Genomic DNA, 17,145 nt, shown 5'->3' with positions numbered 1-17,145 from the left:
ATCTCACCATGCCCGGCCGAGATGATCAAAATCACACCATGTGACGAGACCAGAACGCCCGTCACTTATCGCGCACAGGCTGAATGTCTACGATCATCGGCGATCTCAAGCAGGAGACGACGTAACCGCAATCCGCCAACCACCCTGGCCAGTACGGCATATCCCTCATCTTCGCAACGGTGCTCACGCCGTACGGCAAGGCAAATCAAGTCAACCAGCTGATCGATCAGCTCAGTCGCCAGATATGGCACGGCCCTGGCCAGATCATGCAATTGACCGTGCTTTGTCCCCCAGCTCTTGGCAGAGGCTATCCACTCGTCCGGGTATCGGGCCTCCCACTCCAGATAGAGCAGGACATATTTCAGTCCGCCCCAATCGGCGTAGGACTCAGCGGGAATGAACTCCCACAAAGCATCTGGCAGCGTTCTTCCTCGCTCTGCGATGTATCGGCCTCCTGCCTGATCAGCGGCCGACAACTCCTCATCTCGCCAGACCTCATTGAAGGCATACAACGCCTTACTACGGCGATCTTGAGTAACCCTCAGTCGGCCGCGCGCCCGCTCACGCCGAACAGGATCCTCCGAGATCAACTCGAACGTCCACCCCAAGCACCGATCCCACTCCTCAGCGGATTCCATGATCCCATTATCTGAGCCGCAGGCGGTTCGGACTACCTTCGCCGGAAGCTCCTGCTTCTCGATGTAACGGCGCCCAACCTCGTTCCTCGGTGAGCCAGGGTGAGGAACGAACCCTGGATCTTCGATCGCCCCCGACCACGGCAGACCTCAGCCACGATGAGGCGATCGTCGGGCTGCATCTGGGCGGCGGTGCGACCAAAGGCCGGCGGGGACGTAGGTACGGCGCGGCGCACGTGCGGCGACGGCCCGGAGCCCTGCCGCACGTCGGGACCGGCCCCCAGGCCGCATGCCCGGCGTGCGCCGCAGGCGCAGGGCCGGGCGACGGCGCGCAGCGCCGCCGCCCCTTGATCCCTATGAGAACAATTCGGCAGTGATCGGTGTGTGGCCGGTGGTAGAACGGCGTGTGTGGAGGATCGGCGGGATCGGCTGAGGGCGCTGGGTGAGCTGCTGCGACGACTGCGCAGGGATGCCGGGCTGACCGGCAAGGAACTCGCCGTGCGTGCTCAGGTCGCCCAACCAACGATCTCGCGGATAGAGACAGGTCAGCTCCTTCCAACACCTGACACAGTGGAGCGCCTCTCTGCTGCGCTGGAGCTCGACGAGTCCGGGCGTGCGGGGCTGGATGCCCTTCTGGTGCGGCTGCGCAATGAGGTTTCCCGGCTCAAGGGTGGTCTTGCGGGGCGTGAGGCGGCGAACGCGGCTCGTTTCCGTTCGGCTCGTCGGGTGGTCGCGTTTCAGCCGGCGATGATCCCCGCGCTGTTGCAGACGGCGGAGTATGCCCGGCTGGCTCTGGCCATCGGCCGTGATGTCGATGAGGCGGATGCGGCCAAGGCTGCGGCGGTCCGGCTGGAAGCACAAGCCGTGCTGTTCGATTCCGAGCGGGAGTTTTCCTTCCTCCTCACCGAGGGAGCGGTGCGTACCTGGCCCGGCTCCCCCGCGTTGATGATGGCGCAACTCGACCGGCTCGCCCAGGTGTCCACCCTGTCTCATGTTGGGCTCGGTGTGGTGCCGTGGACGGTGGAGGCACCTTGCTTCCCCCTACATGGCTTCACGATCTTCGACGGCTCCACGAGCATCGTGGACAGTCTCACGGGTGATCTCACGCTGACCGATCCGGAGGGGGTTGGCGCGCATGTCGAGACCTTCGAGGCGTTTGGGTCGGTAGCGGTGTATGGCGGGGCGTTGCGGGCCCTGCTCGCCGAGATCGCCAGCGACTTCCAGCAGCTGGAGTCCCGTTCCAGACTCTGACGCATTTTATGCATGCAATAACTTGAGCGTGCCTTAGCATCACTCATACGCTGTTGACATGGACGTATAGCCCCCTAGACATCGGAGCTGGCCATGCCATGGCGTATGTCTCGTCACTTCCTCGGCTCACGAGCCTCCATCACCGAGGCCCGCCGATTCGTCTCCTACCTTCTGAAGGATTGGCCGGTGGTCGAGGACGCGGAGCTCATCGTGAGCGAGCTGGCCACCAACGCCATACGTCACACGGCAAGCGGGAGGTTCGGGGGCCGCTTCGTCGTCAGCGTGCACGCACAGCCGGGCCAACTCTGGCTGGGCGTCATGGACGAGGGCGGGAACGGCACTCCCGAGCTTCTCATGTCGCGCTTGGACGAGCCGGGAGGGCGCGGCCTGCTCATCGTGTCCCGCATGTCCGTCGCGTGGGGCGTCGCCGGAGACGACAACGGTCGCACCGTGTGGGCCATCCTTCCCACCCCGGTAAGCGGCATCCGGTGAACGACGACTGCCTGTCCCCGCATGTCCCCCGCCAAAGGACGGCCAGTGTGGACGTGGACTGGCAGCAACCGGGGCGCTCCCCCGACGACCGTTGCCGGGTGATCGCGTGGACCTGCGCCTGCCACGAGAGCGAGACCGTCTACGAACTGTGCGAGTCGGGCGGCCTTGCCTTCCTTCGTCGCATCATCAGGGGGACATCCATCATCGTCGAGGAGTCGCATCGGACACCGCGTGCCGAAGCTCTCCAGATGTGGGCATTGCTGTTGAATGGATGCCTGCAGTGAGTCCGCGTGGGGTTCCCAATCGGCGCTCGTCGATCCGCGCAACGCATCCCGTAACGGGCGAACCCCTGAAAACCGTACTGTCAAGGGGGATAGACGACAAACTGTCTAGAGCCCTAGACTTTGTGGTGGATCACAGAGGGGAAACCATGCCACCGAACGACGTGGAGCGCATCACCGCGATCGACGACCCGTACCAACTGCTCAGAGTCGCAACAGAACGCCTCAACGCGGCTCAGCAAGAGGTCACCGAGTTGTCCCGGCTGCGACGCAGAGTCATCCAAGACCTCCACGCCCAGGGCATGTCCTACGCCCAGATCGCCAAGGAGGCGGGACTGACACGCGGACGCATCCATCAGATCCGCCACACCGGGCCTGCCCCCGAAGGGACGTTCCTCGGCACGGGGACGATCACCCTGGCCACCCCTCTCAAGCAGGAGGCGACCAACGCCCGGCCTGTGGTCGCCATGGAGGATGTCACGGCCGCCAAGCGGCTGGAAGACCTCGCCCGCGGCTTCGACCTGGCGATGGAACTGGAACACGTCGCCATCGGTGGCGAGATCAACCTCAACCGCCCGAACCTGATCGTCATCTGCGGCCCTCGGCTCTCGCCCGCGATGGGCGCCCTGTATGAGTCTGATCCGGTACTGGAGTGGGTCAAGGACGGCGCTTGGACGCTGCGCGACCGACGTACCGGCGACATCTACCGCTCCGGCTCCGACAGTGAACCGTCAAGCAACGTGGACTACGCCTACCTCGGGCGCCTGGCCCGTCCCGACGGCAAGGGCAACCTTCTCGTCTTCACGGGCATCCACCCACAAGGCAGCCTCGGCGTGGTCCAACTTCTGCAAACCGAGATCGCGACCCTGTGGGGGCAGGCCGGCGACAGGCGCTTCTCCACTGTGGTGCGGGTCGAATACGAACTCGCGACCGGGGAACCTGTCAGGTCCGAACTGGCCAGCCCGCTGTATCGCCACGAAGAGGAGTAGCCGTGCGCGTCGCCTTCGCCACCGAAGCGGCCCCGGGCCGCGACAACGAAGACTATGCCGCCGCCACCCCCGATATCGCCGTCCTCCTGGACGGAGCGGGAACCCCACCCGGTTCCGAGTCTGGCTGTGCGCACGGCGTGGCCTGGTACTCACGGACGCTGGGCTCCACCTTGGTCGCATCGATGACCCAGAGCGCCGAATCCTTGACCGACACGCTCGCCAGCGGCATCAAAACCGTCGCCTCCCTGCATGACAGCACGTGCGACCTGGCCCATCCCGGCACCCCGTCCGCCACCGTGATCATGCTCCGGTGTACCGGTGACGCCCTTGACTGGCTCGTCTTGGCCGACTCCACCCTTGTGCTCGACGTCGGCGAGGCGGAGCCCATGGTGATCACCGATGACCGCGAAGCCCACGTAGGCGCTCGCTACCGGGCAACCATGGATGCCCTCGACTCCGGCAGCCCCGAACACATCGCGGCACACCGCGACTACGTCGAGGGGATGCGCCACCACCGCAACCGCGACGGCGGCTTCTGGGTCGCAGCGACCGATCCCCTCGCCGCCGAACAAGCCCTGGTCGGCACCATCCCCACAAGTCACGTCCGAGCGGCAGCGCTCCTCAGCGACGGAGCAACCCGCCTCGTCGACCGTTTCGGGCTAGCCACCTGGCGGCAAGCCATAGACCTCCTCGACCACCGGAGACCGTCCGGCCTCATCCATGAGGTTCGCATGGCCGAGCAGTCCGACCCGAACGGTTCCCGCTGGCCACGCGGCAAGACCTTCGACGACGCTACGGCGCTCTACTGCCGGTTCGGAAGATGAGAGGTGGCCAGCGGCTGGGTCAGCGGAGCTCGACCTCGATACCGTGCTCGGAGAAGATCTCCAAGAGGTCGCCCGGTTCGACGTTCGGACTCCAATACCGCAGGTCATAGCTGGACCGGTCATAGCCAGGGACGAGATGCCGGCGAGCCACGTCGGAGTGGTGCCAGACCAGCCGGAACGGGCTGACGGCACCCCCTCCGCCGCCAAGGCAGTCGTGCAGGGCGCCGAGGCTCGAGCCGAAGTAGCCGCCGGGACCGTTGATCGCCTCGCCGATGGCGCAGTAGAAGGCATCGATGTCGGTGACGAAACGGCCGTCGAGGTGATACGTCGTTCCAGCCGGTTTGTCAGGCAGGCCATGAGGACGGTGACTGGCCGCCACGCCGGACCATTCGTGCCGCAGCAGCCGGTCGTAGCGTGCCCACAGGTTGGGCTCGGCCGGGCCGCCGTCGTACCACATCTGGAAGATCTCACGAGCGCCACTCGACAGCGGCTCCTCCACCCCGTCGTCCAGGGCGATGTCCAGCAGGCCGTCGCCCAACCTCGACGGTCGGGCGGAGACGACGGCGGCCGACAGCACCCCGGCCCATCCAGCGATGCGTCCATCGCGTTGGACGGCCAGGAGGGACGCCGTGATCCTGTGTCCCTCGACGGTCCCGGGCAGCGGCGCTTCGGGACGGAAGCCGATCAGCGTCACCGGCCGGACGGGGGCGGCGGGGCGCACGCGGAAGACTCCGGCGACGTCGAGGCACTCGCCAAGCTTCTCGTTATCGAGCGTGGACAGCCGGAACCCCGTCCCGTCGGGCTTCTCCTCTGGCATCTCGCACTCCGGAAGCAGCCGGACATATCCGCGTAAGTCGAGGTCCACCAGACCGTCCCCTGCCGCCGACGGGCGTCGGCTGATCACGGTGACATCGATGAGCTCCTCCTCGCACGTGCACCCGTACTCGTATGTCCAGCACCCGGCGGGTCGCTGCTCCGGTCGGTGGACGGGCGTCAGGGCGATGCTGGGCAGCCACGCCCGCTCGGTCCCCAAATGCCGCAGCGCCTCCAGCAGCGGACCTGCCGGATCGCAGCCGAGCAGGGTGAAGGTCTCGGGCGGAGGCAAGGGCTCGGGGTCCACGAAGAGCTCGTCGATGTCGTAGCACACGCCCAGCGTGACGTCTGGCCCACCCACCTCAGCGGTGTACTCGTCCAGCAGCAACCACCGCGCGCCCGATAAGGCAGAAGTCGTCATCACGACAGACCCTAACGGTTGGAGGACCGATGGGCACGGCTGAGCGGTACCGGCACTTCGCGGCCATGTAAGCCCGCGGGCATTCTCCGCGGTACGGCCTGCTGGCGAGCAGCCACTGCTAGAGCTTGCGCGACAGCGTTCCATCAAATGGCGCTGCTTGTTGATCTCCGGGTCGAAGGTGAAAGCCTCGCGAGGCCGGCGAAATGAGGCCGTCGCGCTCAATCCAATACCTAAATGTTTACCCCCCTAGACAGTGTGGGCACACCGTGGTTATCGTGCTTTGCATAGCCCCCTAGACAGTCCACATCGCGGCAGCTCCGCAGCTGTATAGGGGGATCGACAGAAGGGTGATGGACGATGGCACTCCAGGGACCGATCCCGGTCACGTTCGCCATGGTGTTCCCCCACGGCTGCTACATCGTGGGCGACGTCGAGGCGGTCAAGGACTTCGACGCCTCAACCGAGAAGCGGCCGGTCCAGGCCCGCGACAAGCAGTCGGGTGAGCTCGTCTGGCAGGTCCCCGTGATGGACGGCGACCCGTCGCTCAAGGCCGCTCAGAAGACCGTGGCCGTGAAGATCCTCAGCCCGATCCAGCCGACTCCCCCGGCTCCGCTACCCGGCTCGCCGTTCACGCCGGTCGAGTTCGACCACATGACGGTCACGCCGTACGTCAACCAGTCCGGGCGGCTGGCGTACTCGATCAAGGCACGCGAAATGGTCGCGCCGCGCCTGGCCGCCAAGCACACCGCGACCTCGAAGGATGCGGCGTGATGAGGCGGCAGGCTCGCGCTACCAGCGTGATCACCATCAACACCGCTTCCGGCGCGACGGCGAAGACCCATGCCTTCCCGCTGCGGACGCCGGTCCTGGCGCTCAGGTTCGGCACCGCTCAGATCCAGCTCGTCCTGTCCGCGTCGGATCGGGTGACGGCCGCCGAAGTGGAGTTCGCCCGCCAGCTCGCCAAGGAGGCGCACGACTTCGCCCGATCCGTGGAGCTCATGTACCGGGGCCGCCCGAACGGCAAGGGGGTGGCGGCATGAGCGCCAAGCCATACACCTACGTGACGCTCTCCATCGACGACGACCGCGACCCGCGCATCGGCGTCTCCTTCCACACTTCAGCGCTCCAGGCGAGCACGCTCATCGTCGGCAACGAGCGTCCCTGCCTGTTCCTCGACACTCACGAGGCTCAGGTGTCGGTGTCCCCCTCAGGAGAGGGCTCGATCACCGAGAAGGACATCGCCACCGCTCGCGCGATCTTCAACGCCGCCGCTCAATACCTGGCCGACTGCGAGCGCCTGCACATCCCCCAGCCAGCCAACGAAGCTGCGGCCTGACCCATGGGCGGGGCCGCCAGAAGCGCCAACTTCCGGCGGCCCCTTGGTTCTCCCTGATCTCACTCACGAGAGGTTCCAAGCATATGTTCCGCAAGCTCCCCGGCGATGAGGCTCGCAGCCTCGTCTCCACCACCCCTGACACGGCCATCGTCTTCCGTCCGGCCGTCGTCACCACCCCCGCCATCATCACCATCGTCATCTTCGCCTGGCGGCTCCTCGTCGGGCTCGTCCGGCTGTCCTGGCGACACCCCGTCGCGGTGCTGGCCGTGCTCACTCCCGCCGCACTGGCATGGCTGTACGGCTGGCGCGTCGCGCTGCTGCTGCTCACCCCCTTCCCGGTCGGGCTGATCGCCTGGCTCCTCACGGATCGCACGTCGTTCGTCCACCTGATCGGCCGGCGACTGCTGGCCTGGTGGCGGCTCATCTGGATCTACCGGCGCCACTGGCAACCCGTCATGATCGTGTCCGGGCTCGGCAAACACGCCATGGGACGCGACTACCTCCCCCGGCTCGGCAAGGTCACCTGCACCTCCTGGGCCGACCACGTCACCGTGCGCATGCTCGACGGGCAAGCCGTCAAGGACTGGTCCGACCGCATCGACCACCTCGCCCACGGTTTCGGCGCGCCTTCCTGCCGCGTCGCCATCCTCAAGGCCGGACGCCTCGTGCTGACCTTCCCCCGCCGTGATCCACTGGCGGTTCCGATCCCGGCGCTGCCCATCCCGGCCGTGCCGACCGTGGGACCGGTCGAGATCGGCAAGCGCGAAGACGGCACACCGTGGCTGTTGAAGATCCTCGGCACGCACATCTTGGTGGCCGGTGCTACCGGGGCGGGCAAGGGCTCGATCATCTGGTCCACCATCCGCGCCCTGCTCCCGGCCCTGCGGGCGGGCCTGGTCCAGGTGTGGGCGCTGGATCCCAAGCTGATGGAACTGTCCTTCGGCCGTGCCCTGTTCGGTGACCGGTACGCAGCCACCCCGGAGCAGTGCGCCGACTTGCTGGAGGCGGCCGTCAAGGTCATGCAGGAACGGGCCGCCCGCTTCGGCGGCGTCCAGCGCAACCACACCCCAACCGTGGATGACCCGTTCGTCCTGGTCGTCGTCGACGAGGTGGCGTTCCTGACCGCCTACCAGGCCGACAAGGACCTGAAACGGCGCATCTCCGCAGCACTGGCCACGCTCACCACACAAGGCCGCGCGGTCGGCGTCGGCGTCCTGGCAGCGCTCCAGGACCCGCGCAAGGAGGTCATGAACATCCGCAACCTGTTCCCCGACAAGATCGCCCTACGCCTCGACGAGTCCGAACAGGTCGACATGGTCCTTGGCGACGGGGCACGCGACCGGGGTGCCCTGGCCGACCACATCTCCCCGATCCCGGAGCTGGGCGCGGGCATCGGCTACGTCCGGCTGGAAACCTCACCCGACCCGATCCGCGTCCGGGCCGCCTACGTCGCCGACACCGACATCCGCGCCATGGTGGCTGCCTACGCGGGCGGTGAGGGGCGATGACGCGCGAAGCGGTTGGGACGGTGGCTGGAGCGACTGATCGAGCCACACCCCGCGCCTTGCGTATGGCGATGCCCCTGGCCCGTGAGGTGGCCGTGGAGGTCGCCAAGCAGCACGGCGTCTGTATCCGGCCGGTGCCCCTCAAACGGCTCGACATGCACACGGGCAAGTGGGAGATCGTCGATGTGCCGTGCGGGGCCACGCTGGAGGCCACATGCCCACCCTGCGCCAAGCGCAACCGGCAGCTACGCATGGCTCAATGCCGGGAAGGCTGGCACCTGGAGGCCGAACCGATCATCACACCGGACGAGCCGAACGAGGCCCAGCGCTGGTTGATCGAGTTCCGTGCCGACATCCAAGCCCAGCGTGATCAGGCCGACCAAGCGGGCGCGGACACCACCGACCTGGACGCGGTCATCACAGGCCTTGATGAGGAGATCAACGACACGGGTATGCGCGGCAACGTGCTCGGTCGGGCCGTCCCTAAGCGCAACCGCTCGACCAGACGGCGGCAGGACGCTCCGGACCTACCCAAGCGCAGGATGACCGGCACTACGCTCGGGCGGACCTTCGCCAGTTCGGACGGTAAGACCTACCGGCCGTCGCTGTTCGCCACACTCACCCTGCCGTCCTACGGCAAGATCCGAAACGGCGTCCCGGTCGACCCGGACACCTACGACTACGCGCGGGCTGCCCGTGACGCGCTGCACTTCTCCAAGCTGGTGGACCGGTTCGTGCAGAACCTTCGCCGCGTCGCTGGCTATGACGTGCAGTACTTCGCCGCCGTCGAACCCCAGAAACGGCTCGCGCCGCACCTGCACATGGCCATCCGGGGCACCCTGCCCAGAGCAGAGATCAAGCAGATCGCCGCCGCGACCTACCACCAAGTTTGGTGGCCTCCGGCTGATGACGTGGTGTTCGACGGTGAGCACCTGCCCGTATGGGAAGACGGCATCGGCTACCTCGACCCGACAACCGGCGAGGTACTGCCCACCTGGGACCAGGCCCTCGACCAGCTCGACACCGACCAAGCGGCCGAACCCCTGCACGTCTCCCGGTTCGGCGTCCAAGTCGACGTTCAGGGCGTACTGGCAGGCACTCCTGACGCCGACCAGTGCATCCGCTACCTGTCCAAGTACCTGACCAAATCGATCAGTGACAGCCTCGACCCAGACGACCAGGCCCAGAAAGATCACGCGGCACGCATGACTGAGGCGCTGCGCTTCGAACCCTGCGCACCCACCTGCCCCAACTGGCTGCGCTACGGGGTCCAACCCAAGAACGCCAAACCGGGCATGACTCCCGGCCGGTGCCGGAGCAAGGCTCACAAGCCCGATCACCTCGGCTACGCCGGACGGCGCGTCCTGGTCTCGCGCAAGTGGTCGAACAAGACCCTGGCCGAACACAAGCAAGACCGCCGTACCTGGGTCCTGCAAGCCCTCGGCCAGAGCGACCAACCACCAGACCCACACCGCTACGTCTGGAAGCCCGTCCCAGCCGGTGATGCCAACGTCGCACCTCTGGCCGTGCGCCTCCTTCGGTCGGTCGCTGAGCGGCAACGCTGGCGCGCCCACATGGCCCTACTCCAGGCCCAAGCAGACGGCCAAGATCTTTCGGCAATTCCAGATGCGGCCTAGGGGAGACGTGGTGGACGGACCTGTCCTCTCCGTCGAAGAGGCCGCAGCACAGCTCCGCATCAGCCGTTGGTCCCTCTACAAGTTCATCCGTTCGGGCCAACTCAAGTCCATCAAGGCCGGTCGACGTCGCCTCGTGCCGGTCTGCGCGATCAACGCACTCGTCGATCAACTCATGGAAGAGGCCGCGTGATGACCAAGACCCTGATCGGGACTCCCGACGAACAACCGCGCAAGAAGGCCCGTCGCAAGCGCGCCAACAACGAGGGGACGGTGTACCAGCGCGCGGACGGCACCTGGTGTGGGCAGGTCTACGTCCTCACCACCGATGGCACGGAGAAGCGCAAGACGGTCTACGGCAAGACCGCCGACGAGGCGCGAGGCAAGATCGATGAGCTGAAGTCCAAGTCGCGACAGGGCGTCCCGGTCGCCAACCGCGCATGGAAGGTGGGGGAGTACCTCGACTATTGGCTGAACGAGGTTGCCCGTCACTCCATCCGCAAGACCACCTACGCCAAGTACGAAACGATCGTCCGTCTCTACCTCAAGCCGCGCCTCGGCCGTAAGAAGCTCGACAGACTCACGGTCGCCGACGTGCAGACCTTCCTGAACGGCACGCTCAACGGAGATCACGCCATCGGGACCGTCCACGTCATGCGGAACGTCCTCAGCGCGGCTCTCACGCGAGCGATGCGCGAAGAGATCCTTACCCGCAACGTCGCAAGGCTGGCGTCGCTGCCTCCGCTCGACTCCCAGCGCAACCAGCCTTGGACAGCCGATGAGGCAAGAGCGTTCCTCCAGGCTGCGCGTGCCGATCAGCTCTACCCGGCCTTCGTCCTACTCCTGGTCTATGGCCTGCGGCGAGGTGAGGCCCTCGGACTCCGCTGGATTGACGTGGACTTCGACGAGGGTCACGTGAACATCCGGCGCCAGCTCGTGAGAGTCGGTAAGGAGCTGTACCACGGTCCCGTGAAGACGAACGCCGGCAAGCGGTCGCTGCCTCTACTCGGCATCGTCCGGGATGCCCTAGAGATCCAGCGCAGGGGACAAGAGATCATGCGCGAGCGGGCGGGGGACACCTGGACGGATACCGGGCTGGTCTTCACCACCAAATCCGGGCTACCGATCGAACCGAGCAACCTCGCGCGCTCCTTCGCCAGGATCCTCAAGGCGGCCAAGCTGCGCGTGATCCGCGTTCACGACCTAAGACACACCGCCGCATCGCTGCTCAAGAAGCTCGGAGTCGCGCCACGCGATGCAATGGAGATCCTCGGCCATAGCCGCATCTCGGTCACGATGGAGATCTACACGCACGGCGACGGTGAAAGCCGTGAGAACGCGATCCAAAAGGTCAACGACCTGTTCGAGTAGGGCCGTTGCAGCACCAGTTGCAGTAAAGAAGCCCCGGAGCATGATCGCTTCGGGGCTTTTCGCTGGTGGGGCTACCAGGACTTGAACCTGGGACCTCTTCCTTATCAGGGAAGCGCTCTAACCGTCTGAGCTATAGCCCCGCGCACACCGAACGGTATCGCATCCCCGCAAGGGAAGGCGAACCGGTTGTTCGGACGAGGAAAAGCTTACCGCCTCTCCCGCGTTGCTCGCGCCGCCCCCGAAAGATCGGCGGCGACGCGAGCTCAAAAGCCTTAACCCGAAAAGCTACTCGGCCTCGCTGAAGGTCACCTCGACGCCACCCACCAGGTCGGAGGCGACGTTGTAGATGACCGCCCCCAGCGTGGACAGTGCAGTGATGAGCACCACGTTCACCGCGCCGATGAGGGCGGTGTAGCCGAGGATGCGGACCGGCTCGAACCAGGAGGCGATGTCGATCGGAATCGAGTTCTGCCCCTGCTCCCCCTTGCCGAGCTGGTTGACCAGGTCCACAAGGGAGTCAAAAACGCCCAAGCCGGACAGAACGCCGTACAGCACGGCTACTGCCACGAAAAGCACCACGAAACAGACGAGAGAGACCACGAAGCTGAACTTCATGGCCGACCACGGCTCGACGCGACGCAGGACCAAATGGGCCTTACGGGGGAGACGGGCTCCCGCGGAGTTGGAGGACTTCTTCTTAGGCATCTCGACAAGCGGAGGGGCCTCGGAGGTGAGCGAAGGACGGAGTCGGACCGTCTCGTTGCCCTCCGGCTGCTGCTCCCCCCCTGGCTGACCCATGACCGGCGCCACGCCTTGCGAAGGCGCCGCACCTTGCGAAGGCGCCGGCCCCTGTGAAGGCGCGGGTCCCTGCGGAGGCGTGACTCCTTGCGGAGGCGTGGCCTTCTCTTCGTCGACCCCGTCGAAGATCTCAGTTTCGTTGGGCTTCTTCGGCTGCTGGCCGTTGTCCCGGGCCGCCTTGGTCCTGGCGGAGCCACCCTGGGCGCTCATGACCTACTCTCCTCCCCCGTCTTCCTCACTCTCCGCCGAAGTCTCCATCGACTCGGCGTTCCGGGCGAGGGCCACCACGCTGTCGCCTTCAGCGAGATTCATCAAACGCACTCCCATGGTCTGGCGGCCGGACTGCTTGATCTCGCCGGCACTCGTCCGGATCACCCCGCCGGCGGACGTGATCGCGAAGACCTCATCCTCTGGGTTGACCATGACTGCTCCGACCAGCTTGCCACGGGAACTGACGATTTTCGCAGTCAGCACGCCCCTACCGCCACGTCCTTGAACTGGATACTGCTCGACGGGTGTCCGCTTTGCGTACCCAGCCTTGGTCGCGATAAGCACATGTTGACCATCGGCAATTCTATTCATGGCGAGAAGTTCGTCACCCTCGAGGAACCTCATGCCGATGACACCGCTCGTCGCCCGGCCCATCGGGCGCAACGCCTCGTCCGAGGCGGTGAACCGGACGGACTGCGCGCCCTTGGAGACGAGCAGCAGATCGTCCTCCTCGGAGACCAGGCGGGCCCCGATGACCTCGTCGTCGTCGCGGATGTTGATCGCGATCAGACCGCCGGACCTGGGGGAGTCGTACTCGGACAGGCGGGTCTTCTTCACCAGGCCACTGCGGGTGGCCAGGACGAGGTAGGGGGCGACGTCGTAGTCACGCAGGTCGAGGACCTCCATAACGGTCTCGTCGGGCTGCATTGCCAGCAGGTTCGCCAGGTGCATGCCCCGCGCGTCACGCGCGGCGTCGGGCAGTTCGTACGCTTTGACGCGGTAAACGCGGCCTTTGTTCGTGAAGAACAGCAACCAATGATGGGTCGTCGTGACGAAGAAGTGGTCGACGATGTCGTCCTGGCGCAGCTGCGCGCCCCTGACGCCCTTGCCGCCGCGCTTCTGCGCCCGGTAAAGGTCGGTACGGGTGCGCTTGGCGTAGCCGCCACGGGTGATGGTGACGACGATCTCTTCCTCGGCGATGAGGTCTTCGATCGACATGTCGCCGTCGTAGGCGACGATCTCGGTCTGCCGGTCGTTGCCGAAGCGGGCGACGATCTCGGCCATCTCGTCACCGACGATCTGCCGCTGCCGCGGCTCCGAGCCCAGGATGTCCTGGTAGTCGGCGATCGCCGTCATCAGCGCGTCGAACTCGTCCTGGATCGCCTGGCGCTCCAGTGCGGCGAGCTTGCGCAGCTGCATGTCGAGGATGGCCTGGGCCTGGATCTCATCGATGTCCAGCAGCGTCATCAGGCCGCCCTGGGCCTCCGCGGCCGACGGCGAGCGCCTGATCAGCGCGATGACCTCGTCCATCCGGTCGAGCGCCTTGAGCAGCGCGCGCAGGATGTGGGCGCGCTCCTCGGCCTTGCGCAGGAGGTAGCGCGTCCGGCGGACGATGACCTCGATCTGGTGCGCCACGTAGTACGTGATGAACTGGTCGAGCCGCAGCGTACGCGGCACCCCGTCCACCAGGGCCAGCATGTTGGCGCCGAAGGTGTCCTGGAGCTGGGTGTGCTTGTACAGGTTGTTCAGGACGACCTTGGCGACGGCGTCGCGCTTGAGCACGATGACCAGCCGCTGGCCGACCCGGGACGACGACTCCTCGCGTACGTCGGCGATGCCGGTGACCTTGCCCTGCTTGACCAGCTCAGCGATCTTGTAGGAGAGGTTGTCCGGGTTGACCTGGTAGGGGAGTTCGGTGATGACGAGGGCGTGGCGGCCCTTGTTGTCCTCCTCGACCTCGACGACGGCTCGCATGGTGATCGAGCCGCGGCCGGTGCGGTAGGCGTCCTCGATGCCACGGCGGCCGACGATCAGCGCCTTGGTCGGGAAGTCGGGGCCCTTCACGCGGGCGATGGCCGCCTCGAGCAGGTCTTCGTCGCTGGCCTCGGGGTTGTCCAGTGACCACTTGACGGCCTCGGCCACCTCGCGCAGGTTGTGCGGCGGGATGTTGGTCGCCATGCCGACCGCGATGCCGCCCGAGCCGTTGACCAGCAGGTTGGGGAAACGCGCCGGAAGTACGATGGGCTCCTGCGAGCGGCCGTCGTAGTTGGGCTGGAAGTCGACGGTGTCCTTGTCGATGTCGCGCAGCATCTCCATGGCGATGGGCGCGAGCTTGCACTCGGTGTAGCGCATCGCCGCGGGCGCGTCGTTGCCCGGGGAGCCGAAGTTGCCCTGCCCGTCGACCAGCGGGTGGCGCAGCGACCACGGCTGCGCCAGCCGTACGAGGGCGTCGTAGATCGAGCTGTCGCCGTGGGGGTGGTAGGAACCCATGACGTCACCGACGACGCGTGAGCACTTGAAGTAGCCGCGGTCGGGGCGGTAGCCGCCGTCGTACATCGCGTAGAGCACGCGGCGGTGCACCGGCTTGAGACCGTCACGCACGTCCGGCAGGGCACGCGAGACGATGACCGACATCGCGTAGTCCATGTAGCTGCGCTGCATCTCGGTCTGGATGTCGACCGGTTCGATGCGGTCTGTAGACGGTGGAGGCGGAGTGTTCACTTCCGTCACGTGTAATGATCCTTTTCTACTGTACGGCTGAGCGCTACACGTCTAGGAAACGGACATCTCGCGCGTTGCGGATGATGAAGGCCCTGCGCGCCTCGACGTCCTCACCCATGAGCACGCTGAACATCTCGTCGGCCTGAGCGGCATCGTCGAGCGTGGCCTGCAGCAGGATGCGGGAGTCAGGGTTCATGGTGGTTTCCCACAGCTGGTTGGCGTTCATCTCGCCAAGACCCTTGAACCGCTGGACGCCGTCGTGGGCGCGGGGGTCGCGCTTGCCGCGGCCGATGCCGTCCTCGATGATCGCGTCGCGCTCGCGGTCGGAGTAGGCGTAGGAAGCGTCGTCGCCCTTGCGGTCCCACTTGATCTTGTAGAGCGGCGGCTGCGACAGGTAGACGTGGCCGCTCTCGATCAGCGGGCGCATGAACCTGAACAGCAACGTCAGCAGCAGCGTGGTGATGTGCTGGCCGTCGACGTCGGCGTCGGCCATCAGGATCAGCTTGTTGTAGCGCAGCTTGCTGATGTCGAACTCGTCGTGCACGCCGGTGCCCATGGCCGTGATGAGCGACAGGACCTCGGTGTTCTGCAGGACCTTGTCGACCCTGGCCTTCTCGACATTGAGGATCTTGCCGCGGATCGGCAGGATGGCCTGGAAGCGCGAGTCGCGGCCGCCCTTGGCCGAGCCACCGGCCGAGTTGCCCTCGACGATGAACAGCTCGCACTTGTCCGGGTCGTTCCACTGGCAGTCGGCCAGCTTGCCCGGCAGGCCGCTGCCCGACTCCAGCAGCGACTTGCGCCGCGTCAGGTCGCGTGCCTGGCGAGCCGCGAGGCGGGCCCTGGCGGCCTGCAGCGACTTGTTGATGATGTCCTTGGCCTCGCCGGGGTTGCGCTCGAACCAGGCGCGCAGGTGGTCGTTGCAGGCCTTCTGGACGAACGACTTGGCCTCGGTGTTGCCGAGCTTCGTCTTGGTCTGCCCCTCGAACTGAGGGTCGGCCATCTTGATCGAGACGATCGCGGTCAGGCCCTCGCGGACGTCCTCGCCGGAGAGGTTGTCGTCCTTGCCCTCCTTGAGGAACTTCTGCTCGCGCGCGTAGCGGTTGACGATCGACGTCAGCGCCGCGCGGAAGCCCTCTTCGTGGGTGCCGCCCTCCGCCGTGTTGATGGTGTTGGCGAAGGTGTAGACGGACTCGCTGTAGGAGTTGTTCCACTGCATGGCGATCTCGACGGAGACGCCCTCGCCGTGCTCCTCGAAGTCGATGACCGACGCGTGCGCGGCCTCCTTCTTGGAGTTGAGGTGCGTCACGAAGTCGGACAGACCGCCCTGGTAGCAGTATTCGACCTTCACGGACTCGCCGTTGACGTGGTCGGGACGCTCGTCGCGCAGCACGATCGTGAGGCCCTTGTTGAGGAAGGCCATCTCCTGGAAGCGACGCGAGAGCGTCTCGAAGTTCCAGGTGGTGGTCTCGAAGATGTCCTCGTCGGGCCAGAACGTGATCGTGGTGCCGGTCTCGGTGGTCTCCCCGTCCATCGCGAGGGGCGCGGTGGGCTTGGAGTGCTCGTAACGCTGCCGGAAGATGTGGCCGTTCTGCTTGACCTCCACGTCCAGTGCGGTGGACAGCGCGTTGACGACTGCCGAGCCGACGCCGTGCAGGCCGCCGGAGACCGCGTACGACTTGCTGTCGAACTTGCCGCCGGCGTGCAGGGTGGTCAGCACGACCTCGACGGCGGAACGCTTCTCGACCGGGTGGATGCCGGTCGGAATGCCACGGCCGTTGTCGATGACCCGCACGCCGTTGTCGGCGAGCAGTGTGACGTCGATGAGGTCGGCGTGGCCCGCGAGGGCCTCGTCCACCGCGTTGTCGACGATCTCGTAGACCAGGTGATGCAGACCGCGCTCACCGGTCGAACCGATATACATACCCGGGCGCTTGCGAACCGCCTCAAGCCCTTCGAGTACGGTGATTGAGCTAGCGTCGTAGGACAAGTGCCAAATCCTCCTGCCGCGGACACGCGGCTGGGGAGGCGACACTTGTCAAGCTAGCTGCCCCTGCCGTGCCCGTCACCGTCGTGAGTGCCCCGT

The 17,145-nt window shown here is 66.0% G+C and carries 17 protein-coding genes and 1 tRNA gene; 12 read left to right on the top strand and 6 right to left on the bottom strand.

Annotated elements, in window-relative coordinates:
• Nucleotides 1-65: 65 nt before the first annotated feature.
• A complete protein-coding gene (locus tag AB0F17_RS51765) occupies nt 66-638 on the bottom strand; it encodes a hypothetical protein (protein WP_358039869.1) in 573 nt (190 codons plus the stop codon).
• A 405-nt stretch (nt 639-1,043) separates the two neighbouring features.
• On the opposite strand from AB0F17_RS51765, the gene AB0F17_RS51760 reads away from it, so the two are divergent.
• From AB0F17_RS51760 to AB0F17_RS51740, 5 genes are all read left to right on the top strand, one after another.
• Nucleotides 1,044-1,886: a helix-turn-helix transcriptional regulator gene (locus tag AB0F17_RS51760; protein WP_358039867.1), complete on the top strand. Its 843-nt coding sequence runs from the start codon at nt 1,044-1,046 to the stop codon at nt 1,884-1,886.
• Between the two features lie 105 nt (nt 1,887-1,991).
• Nucleotides 1,992-2,378 carry an ATP-binding protein gene (locus AB0F17_RS51755; RefSeq protein WP_358039864.1) on the top strand — a complete coding sequence of 129 codons (387 nt, stop codon included), beginning with the start codon at nt 1,992-1,994 and terminating at the stop codon, nt 2,376-2,378.
• Between the two features lie 47 nt (nt 2,379-2,425).
• Nucleotides 2,426-2,662, top strand: a complete 237-nt coding sequence (locus AB0F17_RS51750) for a hypothetical protein (RefSeq protein WP_358039861.1) — start codon at nt 2,426-2,428, stop codon at nt 2,660-2,662.
• Nucleotides 2,663-2,808: 146 nt separating this feature from the next.
• The gene (locus AB0F17_RS51745; protein ID WP_358039858.1) at nt 2,809-3,648 is read left to right on the top strand and encodes a sigma factor-like helix-turn-helix DNA-binding protein; all 840 of its coding nucleotides are present in this window, start codon (nt 2,809-2,811) and stop codon (nt 3,646-3,648) included.
• Between the two features lie 2 nt (nt 3,649-3,650).
• Complete coding sequence (locus AB0F17_RS51740; protein WP_358039856.1) at nt 3,651-4,472, top strand: protein phosphatase 2C domain-containing protein; 822 nt, start codon at nt 3,651-3,653, stop codon at nt 4,470-4,472.
• Between the two features lie 19 nt (nt 4,473-4,491).
• On the opposite strand, the gene AB0F17_RS51735 is transcribed toward AB0F17_RS51740, so the two are convergent.
• Nucleotides 4,492-5,706, bottom strand: a complete 1,215-nt coding sequence (locus tag AB0F17_RS51735; protein WP_358039852.1) for a barstar family protein — start codon at nt 5,704-5,706, stop codon at nt 4,492-4,494.
• A gap of 357 nt (nt 5,707-6,063) precedes the next feature.
• Between AB0F17_RS51735 and AB0F17_RS51730 the strand changes: the two genes are divergently transcribed.
• The 7 genes from AB0F17_RS51730 (at nt 6,064) to AB0F17_RS51700 (ending at nt 11,552) form a co-directional block, all read left to right on the top strand.
• On the top strand, nt 6,064-6,477 hold the full coding sequence (locus AB0F17_RS51730) for a plasmid replication, integration and excision activator (RefSeq protein ID WP_358039850.1): 414 nt from the start codon (nt 6,064-6,066) through the stop codon (nt 6,475-6,477).
• A complete protein-coding gene (locus AB0F17_RS51725; protein ID WP_358039847.1) occupies nt 6,477-6,746 on the top strand; it encodes a hypothetical protein in 270 nt (89 codons plus the stop codon). Before AB0F17_RS51730 ends, AB0F17_RS51725 begins: the two co-directional genes overlap by 1 nt.
• A complete protein-coding gene (locus AB0F17_RS51720; RefSeq protein WP_358039844.1) occupies nt 6,743-7,042 on the top strand; it encodes a hypothetical protein in 300 nt (99 codons plus the stop codon). The genes AB0F17_RS51725 and AB0F17_RS51720 overlap by 4 nt, the downstream gene beginning before the upstream one ends.
• 83 nt (nt 7,043-7,125) lie before the next feature.
• Complete coding sequence (locus AB0F17_RS51715) at nt 7,126-8,550, top strand: FtsK/SpoIIIE domain-containing protein (protein WP_358039842.1); 1,425 nt, start codon at nt 7,126-7,128, stop codon at nt 8,548-8,550.
• A gap of 68 nt (nt 8,551-8,618) precedes the next feature.
• Nucleotides 8,619-10,184 carry a replication initiator gene (locus tag AB0F17_RS51710; RefSeq protein ID WP_358039839.1) on the top strand — a complete coding sequence of 522 codons (1,566 nt, stop codon included), beginning with the start codon at nt 8,619-8,621 and terminating at the stop codon, nt 10,182-10,184.
• Nucleotides 10,185-10,194: 10 nt separating this feature from the next.
• Entirely contained in the window at nt 10,195-10,374 is a 180-nt protein-coding gene (locus AB0F17_RS51705; protein ID WP_358039836.1) for a helix-turn-helix domain-containing protein, read from the top strand.
• On the top strand, nt 10,374-11,552 hold the full coding sequence (locus tag AB0F17_RS51700) for a site-specific integrase (RefSeq protein ID WP_358039833.1): 1,179 nt from the start codon (nt 10,374-10,376) through the stop codon (nt 11,550-11,552). The genes AB0F17_RS51705 and AB0F17_RS51700 overlap by 1 nt, the downstream gene beginning before the upstream one ends.
• A gap of 63 nt (nt 11,553-11,615) precedes the next feature.
• Here the strand turns inward: AB0F17_RS51700 and AB0F17_RS51695 are convergent.
• The 4 genes from AB0F17_RS51695 to gyrB form a co-directional block, all read right to left on the bottom strand.
• A tRNA-Ile gene (locus AB0F17_RS51695) sits at nt 11,616-11,692 on the bottom strand.
• Nucleotides 11,693-11,837: 145 nt separating this feature from the next.
• On the bottom strand, nt 11,838-12,560 hold the full coding sequence (locus tag AB0F17_RS51690; protein ID WP_358039830.1) for a DUF3566 domain-containing protein: 723 nt from the start codon (nt 12,558-12,560) through the stop codon (nt 11,838-11,840).
• A gap of 3 nt (nt 12,561-12,563) precedes the next feature.
• Nucleotides 12,564-15,071, bottom strand: a complete 2,508-nt coding sequence (gene gyrA / locus AB0F17_RS51685; RefSeq protein ID WP_358039827.1) for a DNA gyrase subunit A — start codon at nt 15,069-15,071, stop codon at nt 12,564-12,566.
• A gap of 34 nt (nt 15,072-15,105) precedes the next feature.
• A complete protein-coding gene (gene gyrB, locus AB0F17_RS51680) occupies nt 15,106-17,049 on the bottom strand; it encodes a DNA topoisomerase (ATP-hydrolyzing) subunit B (protein ID WP_358039825.1) in 1,944 nt (647 codons plus the stop codon).
• Between the last annotated feature and the right edge of the window lie 96 nt (nt 17,050-17,145).

The sequence above is a fragment of the Nonomuraea sp. NPDC026600 genome, from assembly GCF_040638335.1.
Lineage (GTDB): Bacteria > Actinomycetota > Actinomycetes > Streptosporangiales > Streptosporangiaceae > Nonomuraea.
This window is presented reverse-complemented; position numbering and strand designations above follow the sequence as displayed.

Bases quoted from the DNA above. Each gene is read 5' to 3' on its own strand.
- AB0F17_RS51730 (WP_358039850.1), top strand. From the start codon at position 6,064: ATGGCACTCCAGGGACCGATCCCGGTCACGTTCGCCATGGTGTTCCCC.
- AB0F17_RS51755 (WP_358039864.1), top strand. From the start codon at position 1,992: ATGTCTCGTCACTTCCTCGGCTCACGAGCCTCCATCACCGAGGCCCGC.
- AB0F17_RS51690 (WP_358039830.1), bottom strand. From the start codon at position 12,560: ATGAGCGCCCAGGGTGGCTCCGCCAGGACCAAGGCGGCCCGGGACAAC.
- AB0F17_RS51745 (WP_358039858.1), top strand. From the start codon at position 2,809: ATGCCACCGAACGACGTGGAGCGCATCACCGCGATCGACGACCCGTAC.
- AB0F17_RS51720 (WP_358039844.1), top strand. From the start codon at position 6,743: ATGAGCGCCAAGCCATACACCTACGTGACGCTCTCCATCGACGACGAC.
- AB0F17_RS51765 (WP_358039869.1), bottom strand. From the start codon at position 638: ATGGAATCCGCTGAGGAGTGGGATCGGTGCTTGGGGTGGACGTTCGAG.
- AB0F17_RS51710 (WP_358039839.1), top strand. From the start codon at position 8,619: ATGCCCCTGGCCCGTGAGGTGGCCGTGGAGGTCGCCAAGCAGCACGGC.
- AB0F17_RS51725 (WP_358039847.1), top strand. From the start codon at position 6,477: ATGAGGCGGCAGGCTCGCGCTACCAGCGTGATCACCATCAACACCGCT.
- AB0F17_RS51700 (WP_358039833.1), top strand. From the start codon at position 10,374: ATGACCAAGACCCTGATCGGGACTCCCGACGAACAACCGCGCAAGAAG.
- AB0F17_RS51715 (WP_358039842.1), top strand. From the start codon at position 7,126: ATGTTCCGCAAGCTCCCCGGCGATGAGGCTCGCAGCCTCGTCTCCACC.
- AB0F17_RS51735 (WP_358039852.1), bottom strand. From the start codon at position 5,706: ATGACGACTTCTGCCTTATCGGGCGCGCGGTGGTTGCTGCTGGACGAG.